The organism is Simkaniaceae bacterium (genome assembly GCA_021734805.1).
GTDB lineage: Bacteria > Chlamydiota > Chlamydiia > Chlamydiales > JACRBE01 > Amphritriteisimkania.
The window spans coordinates 1-12,027 of the sequence record JAIPIG010000042.1 but is presented as its reverse complement, the minus strand read 5'-3'; the positions used below and the strand labels follow the sequence as shown (position 1 = coordinate 12,027).

Here is a 12,027-nt window from a genome sequence, read left to right as displayed (position 1 = left end):
GAGTGCGTATCCCAGTTGTTTAGAAAATTTTTGAGACGTTTAAAATTCCCTAGGAGAGGGAATGGGAGATCCTTTTTTTTACTCCAAAACCACTTGGAATTCAAGTTGTTCCGATTTTTCTAGCGGGAACCGCTGTTTGAACAATCAATATGTTATCAATTAATTCTTTAAGTAAATGCGAATTCTTAATCAGAATATCTAAAACTTCTTGACTGTTCTCTTTAGGAATCCCACCGCTTTTGAGAAGATCTAAAGCAGCAATGATAGCAGAAAGAGGTGTTCTCAATTCATGGCTAATCATTGATATGAATTCTTCCTTCATTTTTTCTAAGCGGATTCTCTCAGTAATATCACGAGCAGCCAAGCGCAATCCCATTTTATCACTGTAATTATCAAGACGAAAAGGAACGGCGCTACATTCTAATTGACAAACCTGATTATTTTTTCCCCTCATTTGAATCACTTGGTTTTCCCAAGGCTTATTGCTTTTGAAATACTCTAAATCCTTTTGTTCAAGTAAAAGAGAAGAAATTTCCTTATCCAAGACTTCTTCTATAGAGAAACCCAAAAAATTTGTAACTAAATGATTTGAATAAACTATGCGCGATTGATCATCAACTTCCCATACCCATTCTTGAATGTTCTCAACCACATTTTTTAACTTCTCTTCGATTTTCTTAATCGCTTCTTTTTCTCTAGCTTGGCAGGTCGCATCGTGTGCGGAAATGGCAACTCCGATTAATTCATGTTTATCATTTCTTTCCATAGTATACGTTGTATGAATAACGAAGATTTCTCCATTTTTATTAACGGCATTCGTTTCAATATGAACAATCGGTTTTCCCTGTGAAAAGTTTTGTAATAAGAAATCAAAATAATCTTTTTCTTTGTCCGGAATGAACGTCTTGATGCTTTTCCCAATGATCTCCGCTTCAGTCCATTTATAAATAAGTTCACACCCCTTGCTCCATGTCTGAATATTGCCCTGCATATCACAACTATAGACGGCATCGACCATTGAATCTAAAACTTTTCTCTGGGCTTTTAGCTGTTTTTCAATCAATAGATGTTTAAAAAAGATTTCATATTGCAATTGAATCCAATACATGAGCGTTTGCAACTGCGATTCATTTGAAGCATCTAAAGCCCCCTTCTTGTAAATTTCTAATACGCAACTAGCCTGAGAATGATTGAAGATAGGGATAACAAGCCCACTCTCAATCCCGGCCTTCTGCGCTATTTCATACCGAGGGTCATCCTTCAAGTCATAAGCAATCACCCCCCTTTTTTCTTTAAATGCATGAAAGGGAATGGCCGGTGTCAGATAACAAGCGGAAAGCGAAGCGGAAGTTGTTTTAAAGGCCTCTAAAAACTCGCTTGGATCTGAAATGATTTCTATACAGTGTAGAGCTTCCTTATTTGGATTCCACTCCCATAAAAGGATGACTTGCCATGCATCTCTTGATTTCAAGAGGGAATGAAGTTGATACATAGCCATTTTCATCGAATCAGATTCGTGAATGCATCTGGAAAGATCGGAAAAAAACTGATTGTCGTATTGATCAGAAATAAACAGGTACTCCCAAGGTTGGTATGTGTATACCGAAATAAATTGAAGAATTGGTTTGTATCTTCGCCGGCATCTTCGACTTTTCACCCTTATTTTTTTGACCTATCTTCAATAGGATCAAAAAAATTAAGCCGGCTAAAGCCTGATAAAAATTAAAAAATCCTCTCTATGAATAGAGGAGGTTTTTTGACGGTTAAGGAATATTGGCTATTAATGGTTGGGCCGCGTGAGAAGCTCCCTGCTTGGATCCAGGGAGCTTCCAGCTTGGCCTCCGTTCGAAGAGCCATCAAAGCTACAATCCCAATTCTTCAACTCATTTCGGTATAGTCAATTCATCAATTCAATGCAAGAGTGTCAAAATTTTGGTATCTATTTTTTTTTGCTTTAGATATTTCAAAATAGAAGACACCTTAAAGGGGCAAAAGGAGCATGCCGGGAAAAAATATAGTTATTTTAGTCGATGATGATGAGGATCTCTTGCATATTCTCGAGTATTTATTTCAAAATGAAGGGTATGGAACCGAATCCTTTACGCAGGGCAAGCCTGCGCTGAACTACCTTTTGGATGAGAGTCATTCCGAATCGATTGCTTTAGTTGTTCTCGATCGCATTTTGCCTGACATGGATGGAATTGAAATTCTAATGCAAATTCAAGAAAAGCACCAACACAGAATCCCCGTGCTCATATTGAGCGCTTTGGATGCTGAAAAAGATGTGCTCGAAGGATTAAAACGGGGGGCTCTTGACTATATAGGCAAACCCTTTAACCAAAAAATACTCATGGAAAAGGCCCGAAGCCTCATTTCGAGAAACACGTAATGTTTGATCAAGCCTACGCCCTCTTTTTTTACATCCTATTGGGGGAGGTTATTCTCGTTATATGCCTTATTTTTATTTTTTTTATTGAACGCCTTGCCTTCTTTTTTCAAAGAAAAAAAAGTATGCGTGAAGAGCACTCAATTGAAGTCTTTATCTTAGATTGGCTCAAACACAAAGAACTGAATTTAGATCAACTCGCTAAAGGAAAATACGCCCCTCGCCATATGTTAAAAATACTAGAGCGCTTTGATCGAAGGCTTAAGGGAAATGATTGGTGTGACTTCAAACAACACTATGTCGAGCGATTTCTATCTATTAAAGCCACAGAGTGGATTACAAGTCGCTTTTGGAGACGGCGCTACTTTTCAGCTAAAGTCTTTGCCATGTGCCCTCAACCGGCCGATGAGATCTTTATCCACTCTTTGCTATTAGATTCCCACTTTATGATTCGCTGTGAAGCAGCTCGAGTTGCAATTGCCCTTGAAAACCCCAAACTCATCGCTCTTCTATTAGACCAGATGAATTCCGGGATCGAATATTTGCAAATCTACTTTCGAGACCTCTTAAGACAAAGCTCGAGCAAAGGGATTGAGATCATTGCCCGTCTTTCAACCGAACCGCGATACCATATTCCGGCATTGATTGCCCTTTCGGGTCGATTTCTAGGGCATCATGTTCCCGATATCAAAGCAGACCTCATTTCAGATGATTTCACACAAAAGTTTTTTGCCCTTGAAATCCTCATGTTAAATCCAATAAAAGAGGGTGAGCAGTCTCTTTTTAAGCTCGCGAAAGATACTTCAAATGCCATCAAAAAAAAGGCAATCATGGCCTTGGCAAGCTATAACACGTTTGAAACACTCACTTTTCTCAAAGATATTGCTCTAAGTGATGAAGCGATTGATCTTCGCTTCGAAGCGATAAAATCGATCAGAAAATTAAAAAAAGAAAAATTTCTTCTCGATTCAAAACCACCCAATCAAGTACATGAGATTTTAAATTACCTCAAAGAATTTGATCGTGTTTACTAAATTTCTCATATCCATTCAATTTTTCTTTATTTGGTATTTCACTATCTTGAATCTTGTTTATTTATTTCTGATCGTATTGGGTTCGTTTAAAGTTTATAAGCGAAAAAATGAAGTGGAGAGTGAAGATTTTACATCCATTCTTCATTCGGAATCTCTTCCTGAAATCACCCTCATCATTCCGGTTTATAATGAGCTTGATCAGAGTGTTGAAAATATTCGGAATATGACAAGGCTCACCTATCGCTATAAAAAAATAATTATCGTCAATGACGGTTCAGCGGATGATTCACTAAACGCTCTTCTCGAAACATTTCAAATGACCCCTATCCCCAAGCTCTACGAATCTCCCCTGGAGACACAATCTATTCGACAAGTTTACCAAAGCAAGACCCATCCTGAGATCATTCTCCTCGATAAAGAACATGGGGGGAAATTTGATGCTTCCAACGCCGGCATTAATGCAACGACATCCGCCTATTTTATTGTGATTGATGCAGACACCTTTATCGATGACATCGGTTTTAAGGCAATGATCCGCCCTATCTTAATGGATGATTCCACTGTTTGCGTTGGATCGAGCATCCATTTGAAAAATGAATGCGAACTCGACTATAATCGTATTTCTACTCTCAAATTCCCAAAGACTTATCTAGTGTCAATGCAAGGCATTGAATATATGCGCAGTTTCTTGACTCGCCAAGGATGGGATTTTTTTAATGCGAATTTTATCGTTGCAGGTGCATTTTCTCTTTTTCAAAGAGACCTCATTGTCGATATTGGAGGGTTTGCAAATAGTGTAGGAGAAGATGTTGAAATTGTGATCAAACTCCATCGCAAGATGAAAGAGCGCAAACAAAAGTATAAAATTTTTCATCTCCCCGACCCCATTGCTTGGACAATGGCTCCTGAAACCTGGGGCGAACTAAAAAAACAACGGGTGCGATGGCATCTTGCCGTATTAGAACCCCTTTTTTTTCATAAAAGAATGTTATTCAACCCTAAGTATGGCTTTATCGGATTGGTTGTCTATCCCTTCTGGCTTTTTGGGGAAATGTTGGATCCCGTTATAGAAACGATTGGGTATTTTTATATTTTATCGACATGGTATTTAGGCATTCTAAATGCCTCTTTTTTCTTTCTATATCTTGCGATGAGCCTTGGGATTATTCTCCTCTACACCATTTATTGTTTGCTTGTCGAAGACCTAGGCTTTAGAAAATACCCCTCGATTCGCAGCTTTCTTCTGCTTTTCACCTCATGCCTTGTCGAGAATATCGGGTATCACCAGATTGGCCTTATTTGGCGTTTGCAAGGCTTTATCGAGTTTTTTAAAAGGCTTCCTAAAGTCATCCGCACTAGCCGAACAATTAATTAACAACCCCATAAACTATCGTACAATTATTATTGTTTTTTACAAACACTCTCTATATTATATTGCGCAATGTTAATTATGAGTATTTTATGGCAGCTATTTCTTTATCTAAACGACCTATATTTGAAAAAATGTTTTCACTCGCATCAAGAATTAAACAAAAAACTCCTATGGAGGTCGTAATTGGAGCTGCTTTCATCGAGGCTGCCGATTTAATAGCTGTCCCTTTATGGGACCGCCAATTGGACACTGAAATTCATGAGAGTATCTATGAAACTGCGATGAAAGCTGCAAAGCAAGTATTTCATTTCACCTACAGTGATGCTGCTACTCCACCCCACCTTTCAAAAGATGAACAAGAAACATTTTGGGTAAAAAAAGAATCTACTCCTTGGTCAGGTTTACATTCATTTTTAGAGGGACCTTCAAGGACTGATTGTGGAGGAGCTTCTAAAGCCATTATGATCAAAGCCATTGCAGATGTGATTGGGGAGGAAAAATTTAATATTATACACTCCCACCCTGAAATGGCGCTGAATTTCACTGTGGGAGTTTCTCACGTACCCAATCCTCTTGAGTTTTTTACGCTGCCGGCTGATGTTCGCTTCTATTCGGCAAATCGATCCGGTATTACTTTAGGGACGAGATTATATTTTCACGGCATCCCTTGGTATGGAATCAAGCACCCAATAGGTTCCGGTCATGGTCATTGGGCTTTTTATATGGATCGTACAGAATCAGGAGAGCCTTTGTATTGGGCAATGGGATTTGATGATCTCGTTACGGAAAATGAATTGTTACAAGATCTTTTAGATCGCTATAATGCCCCACAATCAAGTGAATCTAAAGAAGTTCAAAACTATTTTTCAACCCGAGAAGCTTTTCTGGAGCAAACAAAAAAATGGTATTCTTCAAAGCTAATAGGATATGAAAAACAAATGGGCCTCTGTTATGATAAGCCCGATACTCAGCTTTCTATGGAGGAAGCAAAAAAAGTAGGTCTTGGATTTTTTGGATATGCTCAAACGGATCGGATATCATCCTTAGCTTTAAAATTAATAAAAGAATCTCCTAAGACCTCGTTAGAGGATCCCTCTATTCCATTGAATCTGGGAATGAAACATATCGCTCTATTGGCTCAGCAGCTTCTATCCACGCCCACAGAAAAACCGGATTATTCAACGACTCAAGCACAACATTTCATTAGATGGGCCGATTATGAATAATAACACCAATTTTTCTTCCATCATCTATCCTCTAGGATGGCTCTCAAAAAGATAGGCTGCCGTCACTTCGACAAATTCGGCCTTGCGCTGAAGCTCTTTGAGGCTGCGTGCTCCACCGTATGTAAGCCCGCTGCGGATCCCCCCTAGAAATTCATCGAGAAGTTCTCTCGCCGACTTTTTTACGGGAGCCCAAAAATCGATTCCCTCAGCGACCGTTTTTTCTTTTAGGCCACCATAAAAGTCGATTTGGAAGTCGGCACTGGCTTGACCACGGTACTTGGCAATGAGACCTTCTTTCGTTTCTTTTTTAGGGGCGGCACTTTCTTTAGTCAGCGCAAAGAGTTTGCCAATCATCACACTGCTTGCCCCTGCAGCTAAAGCGAGAACAATATCGCGACTTGTCCGAATGCCCCCATCGGCAATGAGTGGAACGCGCAGTTTTTCGGCAATTTTAGCACAATCATAAACGGCGCTGAATTGCGGTACGCCAAAGCCGGTCATAATGCGCGTTGTACATGCCGCGCCGGGCCCAATACCCACCTTAATCGCATCGGCCCCCGCATTAACGAGATCGTGATACGCCATTGGGGTGCAAACATTCCCCGCAATGACTGCTTTGCCGGGACATTTTGATTTAATCTTTTCTATAAAATGCATCATTCGATCGGAGTGGCCATGTGCAACATCAATACAAACTCCCGATGCTCCCCGCTCTAACAGCTCAATTGTTTCGTCGAATTTTTGAATACCACAAGAAACAAAGGTCTTATCTTGATATTTATCCACCCAGCGCTTTTGATCCTCCATAGGAGAAAAGCGGTGATAAATGGGAGTAGATCCATACTCAATTAAGATATCTGCCAGCTCACCACAAATCGTCGTATCCATATTGGCACATAAAATCGGAATATCAATTTTACTATCCTTGGTAAGCCAACTACTTAAATTGGGTTCGGTGCGAGAAGGGACATTATTAAATTGAGGGACAAGGGCAACATCGTCAAAAGTATAGGCTTTTTTCATCAGTAATTCCGCGTATTTGAGATTAAAAAATTCTTTTCGACTCTAACTCGACTTTGTACATTTTTTGGCGCGATTTTCACAATCTTTTGACATACAATCGGTTACCAATTTCTGTAATGGCGTGTTCAAGCCGATTGCAGGAATTGGTAACCGATTGTATGTCAAAATCTTGCAAAACTCGCATCCGAAAAATGTACAAAGTCGAGTCTAACTCAAAGGCGATTTTTGGGAAAAGTCTTTCACTTGATATTTATATCGCTCTTGAATCACTCCCGGTATAACCAATATCGAGTATGTTTAAGTTCACCTGTTTTAAATAGGGCTCCCATTTTAACTAGACCGGCTAAATCACGAGTGGCCGTTGCTCTTGAAGTCTTTGTAATTTTAATATAATTTTCAGCACTAAGCCCCCCCTTAAATCCCTCTATTCCTTCTGCAAATATCCTCAAAAGCACTTTTTCCTGCCTCTGATTGAGTTGCCCTTTAAACTTTGATAAAAGGTGAGCTTTTTCAATGAGAAAATTTAGCATCGCAAGAGACTCTTCCTGAGCCTTTAATATCATATTTGAGAAAAAAACAACCCAGTCTTGAATATTCAATGTATGATTACATTTTCCGAGCTCCAAGTAATATTGTCTTTTATTCTTTTCTAAAGTTTTTGAGATCGCTACCAGAATGGGCTTTCCTATACTTTGGGATAGTATTTTTTCAACCAAAGCCCGCCCGATTCTTCCATTTCCATCTTCAAAGGGATGGATGCTTTCAAAGAAAATATGGGCAATCGCAGCGCGTATTAAAAATGAATCTTCCGGTTGCGAGGAATTAAACCAATGAATAAAGCGCTGCATTTCATCAAAGACTCGATCAGATGGAGGTGCTTCAAAAAAAACATGATGCCGATCATACCGGCTCGATACAATTTGCATGGGCTCAGTATGAGAGCGGTACTTCCCTGAGTCAATCTTTTGATTCGATTGATTAAATAGAAGGGAGTGCCATTCAAATAGCATTTCATGCGTCAGCGGCTGTGAAAATGTTTCATAAACATTGCAAAGCAGTTTAGCAAGGCCTGCTTCTTTGGGAGAGGTTTTCTCTGTAGAGCTTTTAAGCCCGAAATGCCTTTTAATTGAGGATTGTAAACTTTCTCGATTGAGGATTTCTCCTTCAATTTTTGAGCTTTCAATTCCCTCTATGCTCAGAATTTCTATGACAAATTGCTCACGATTTTTTGGATCAATCCCCTTAAGAAATGCAGCTGACTCCCCTACACTAATCAGAAATTGTTTTTCTAATTTTACAATTTGAGACGCGTTAAGGTTGAATACCGGCCAATGAGGCAATTCCCAGTTCCATGGCATGATGCATAGCTCCTTGCTTTATAACTCATATTTTATCATAAAACTGAGTTATAAAACAGCATCCTATAACTCATTTTTACCTTCTGAGCGCATATCCAAATGATTATAAGTCACTTAAGCACGAGTAAGTCAAAATTTGAGATTAAAGCTCAACTTGCCAAAAATCGCAAAAGTGGGCATGAAGAGAAGTTTGCTAACTTTTTTAAAAGATATGATCAAAAAAAGCTCCTTTTCACCCGTTAATGCCTACCGCCTACAACTTGGGCCTCATTTTAAAATTAAAGATGCTATTAGGGTGATCTCCTACCTCAAAAGCTTAGGTATCGATACTGTCTACACTTCTCCCTATTTTGAGATCCCCAAGGGATCGAATAACCCCTATTTGATCACTTCCCCCAACCGTTTGAATACATTGATTGGAACGCCGCATCAGTTCTCCCTTTTCTTTAAAGAGCTGAAATACTACGGGCTTGCCCATCTTCTTGATTTTGTCCCCAATCACCTCGCTGCAACCGTTCAAAACCCTTGGTTTTTCGATGTACTGGAAAAAGGTCCTTCATCACCGTATGCCCATTTTTTTGACATCAACTACGACCCTCATTATAAACCCCTTAAAAACAAAATCTTATTGCCTATTTTGCCTATTCCTCTAGAGGAGGCAATCCATAAGGGATATATCAAATTGATCGGCTCCGGCAGTAGCGTCTCTGTACGCATCGGTCCGATTGCTTTGCCTATTTCTGAGGAATCGCAAATTTGGATTTCAGATCATCTTACAAAATCAATTCACGAGCCGAAGCAAATTGAAAAAATCCTCTCAATGCAACACTATCTACTTGCCTATTGGAAAAGCGGCTATGATTTGATTAATTACCGCCGTTTTTTTGATATCAATGATTTAATTGGCATCAATATGCAATACGATGACGTCTTTAAAGCCTTTCATGAAAAGGCCTTTCATTTGATTCAAGAAGGGCATGTCCAAGGGATCCGCATTGACCATCCCGATGGGCTCTATGAGCCTGCTAAATATTTAAAAAAGCTCCAAGACGCTTTCCCCGGTCTATATGTCATTGTTGAAAAAATTCTAGAAAAAGATGAAAACCTGCCCAATGACTGGCCGGTAGACGGCTCTGTCGGATATGAGTACCTCAACTTACTCAATGGCCTCTTTGTCGATCAAACAAATGAAAAATTGATGACAAAAATATACGAAGATTTCACCGGTGTGGTTCATAAATCTAAAGAGATGCTTATCCTCATTAAAAGACAGATCATCGGGGGGTACTTAAAAGGAGAGATTAAAAACATTACAAAATTGATCTTGGAAAAAGCCAATGACCCTGCACTCTCTTTTTCTATTTTAAAAGATCTCATCGTTGAACTGCTGTGTCATATTCCGGTTTATCGCACTTATGCCAACGAAAATGCCATATCAAGCGATGATGAAGAGATTTTATCGCAGGCTATTCATGATCTTGAAGCCTCTTTAAAAGGCCCTCTTCCTTGTGAGATGCTCATTCTTAAACAAATAACAGAGATGAGAGTTCGATTTCCCTTATTGAAATTGCAGCAACTGATGCCCTGTGTGATGGCAAAAAGTTTAGAAGACACTTTTTTATATCGCTACCATCGACTCATTTCACTCAATGAGGTAGGAAGCAATCCCCTGCAATTTGGAACATCTGCCGAATCGTTTCACATTAAAAACCGGCAGCGACTCGAACGCTTTCCTCTCAACTTTATTCCCACCTCAACACATGACACAAAACGCTCGGAAGATGTAAGATACCGCATTAGCGTACTCAGTGAACTTCCCTCTTCTTTCCAAGAACATATTAAGCTTTGGCATCAGCTCAACCTTCCTCATAATCCCGGTATCGATAAAAACATTGAGTTTTTCATCTATCAAACTCTGATTGGCTTTTGGCCCGGCACTCATCTACGCAATAAAAAAAGTCATAAAATGCGCCTTCATGACTATCTTTCAAAAGCAATGAGGGAAGCAAAAGACTATACCAATTGGGTTGATCCCAATCTCAAATACGAAGAAAATGCCCGGCTCTTTCTGGAACATATTACAAACCGACGTTTATCCCCTGATTTCCTATCGAGCCTTGATGCTTTTGTCGATGAAATCATCGCTCTTGGCAGGTTCAACTCGCTCTCCTCCATTATTTTAAAAATGGGATCCCCCGGCGTTTTTGATCTCTACCAAGGAATGGAGTGCTTTGAGGACTCACTTGTTGATCCTGACAACCGAAGAGAGGTTGATTTTTCAAAGAGGCGCTCTCTTTTGCTCAGGCTCAATCGCAAAAAAACAACTGAGAGACTCCTTTCAACGCCTCCCGGTGATTTTCATAAAATGGCTCTCACCCACTTTTCTCTCAAACTCAGACAAGCCCATGCAGATCTATTTTTACATGGTGATTACATCCCGCTCACCCTTGATTCCCCTTTCCATCAGCACGTCATTGCTTTTATGCGACAAAAAGATGATCGAGTCATTATTTGTATTGCCTTTCGCTTCTTTAGCTCAATCAAAAAACTCCCTCATACAAGCTTTCATCTTAAACTGCCTTTTGAGCTTAAAAAGATAGAAGATCCTCTCTACCGTCACCCCGTCATTATTGAAACATTTGATCACGGCTCATACCTCAAGATTGATTATGAAAAAACTCAAGGGCTTCCTTTAGTTTTCATCGGCTCAATCCTTTCATAACAATCAAAACGACCCATTGCCCTCGCAATCCCTTCATCAGTTAAGGTCATTGAACCGTCCGTCAAAACAGAAAAATCTTTGACCTTAGACCTCAAAATCTCGATAATTTTTGCATTGCGGTTGATTCGAGGCTCAGAACCTTTGGTTTCCATATCATTGATCCATTGGCGCAAGTCACTATTTGTCACTTTCTCTGATGGTGTATGCAATTCTTTAGAAGCAATAGAGCGCACCTTATCAACAGTCCTCCAAAGAAAATCAGATAGATCTTCATCCTTAGCTGATAAAAACCCCTTCATTTTTAAGTTGTTTAAAAGAGGTTTCAATTCATGATATTTGGGCTGCCATATTGAACGGCATTCAAACAAAAAACCTAATTTCGCATAAAACCCAACCGCCTTCTCCTTAGAGTAAAGTGAAACTCTCCCCTGACAGCCGAGAGTACAGCTTAACATAACCGCCCCATCAATTAAAGCCGTCCCAACCCCTTTCAGGCAATCCGCTTCATCTTTAGTAAAATTTTCAAGCTCTGTAACAAAAAGCTCCTCAGCCCTTCGGTCTTCATAACAAAACAATGTTCCTACAACGCGATCCAGTGCTTGTGCCGTCATTTGATAGCCACTGGGCAATGCAGCCTTATTTATTTCACAGTAAATTTCACCCGGGATTTCATCCCCTTTTAAATTTGTGAAGTGTGTCTTAAATCCAATGGTATCACTCGCAACTGCCGCCATATTTAAAACCCTTATTTTTGATTCAAATGGTCTAACCCGCATTTCTCACGCTTTCTCGGTGAATCTGTGCAGTCTGTCACGTCATCTTCGTCCTTCCCGGGGCTCGTCTTGTCTATTTGACAATGTTCTCGCCCCGGGAAGACCAAATCTGACGCACCATCCTGCTCACCTT

The 12,027-nt window shown here is 39.8% G+C and carries 9 protein-coding genes; 5 read left to right on the top strand and 4 right to left on the bottom strand.

Going from position 1 to position 12,027, the window contains the following annotated elements; translation table 11 throughout:
* Window positions 1-100 precede the first annotated feature (100 nt).
* Window positions 101-1,657, bottom strand: a complete 1,557-nt coding sequence (locus K9M07_07415) for a PAS domain S-box protein (GenBank protein ID MCF7853050.1) — start codon at window positions 1,655-1,657, stop codon at window positions 101-103.
* 342 nt (window positions 1,658-1,999) lie between these two features.
* Between K9M07_07415 and K9M07_07410 the strand changes: the two genes are divergently transcribed.
* The 4 genes from K9M07_07410 to K9M07_07395 all read left to right on the top strand — a co-directional run bounded on the left by K9M07_07410 (window position 2,000) and on the right by K9M07_07395 (window position 6,018).
* Window positions 2,000-2,389 (top strand): response regulator transcription factor, encoded by a 390-nt coding sequence (locus K9M07_07410; protein ID MCF7853049.1) that lies wholly within the window; start codon window positions 2,000-2,002, stop codon window positions 2,387-2,389.
* A complete protein-coding gene (locus K9M07_07405; protein ID MCF7853048.1) occupies window positions 2,389-3,420 on the top strand; it encodes a HEAT repeat domain-containing protein in 1,032 nt (343 codons plus the stop codon). The genes K9M07_07410 and K9M07_07405 overlap by 1 nt, the downstream gene beginning before the upstream one ends.
* Window positions 3,410-4,795, top strand: a complete 1,386-nt coding sequence (locus tag K9M07_07400; protein ID MCF7853047.1) for a glycosyltransferase family 2 protein — start codon at window positions 3,410-3,412, stop codon at window positions 4,793-4,795. Before K9M07_07405 ends, K9M07_07400 begins: the two co-directional genes overlap by 11 nt.
* An 86-nt stretch (window positions 4,796-4,881) precedes the next feature.
* On the top strand, window positions 4,882-6,018 hold the full coding sequence (locus tag K9M07_07395) for a hypothetical protein (GenBank protein MCF7853046.1): 1,137 nt from the start codon (window positions 4,882-4,884) through the stop codon (window positions 6,016-6,018).
* Between the two features lie 24 nt (window positions 6,019-6,042).
* Here the strand turns inward: K9M07_07395 and K9M07_07390 are convergent, their stop codons facing one another.
* Window positions 6,043-7,041, bottom strand: coding sequence for a guanosine monophosphate reductase (locus tag K9M07_07390; GenBank protein ID MCF7853045.1), 999 nt, complete (start codon window positions 7,039-7,041; stop codon window positions 6,043-6,045).
* Window positions 7,042-7,307: 266 nt separating this feature from the next.
* Window positions 7,308-8,399, bottom strand: coding sequence for a DUF4172 domain-containing protein (locus tag K9M07_07385; GenBank protein ID MCF7853044.1), 1,092 nt, complete (start codon window positions 8,397-8,399; stop codon window positions 7,308-7,310).
* A gap of 178 nt (window positions 8,400-8,577) precedes the next feature.
* Between K9M07_07385 and treY the strand changes: the two genes are divergently transcribed.
* Window positions 8,578-11,121: a malto-oligosyltrehalose synthase gene (treY, locus tag K9M07_07380; protein MCF7853043.1), complete on the top strand. Its 2,544-nt coding sequence runs from the start codon at window positions 8,578-8,580 to the stop codon at window positions 11,119-11,121.
* Here treY and K9M07_07375 read toward each other — a convergent pair.
* The gene (locus K9M07_07375; protein MCF7853042.1) at window positions 11,079-11,855 is read right to left on the bottom strand and encodes a GNAT family N-acetyltransferase; all 777 of its coding nucleotides are present in this window, start codon (window positions 11,853-11,855) and stop codon (window positions 11,079-11,081) included. The genes treY and K9M07_07375 overlap by 43 nt on opposite strands.
* Window positions 11,856-12,027: the final 172 nt, after the last annotated feature.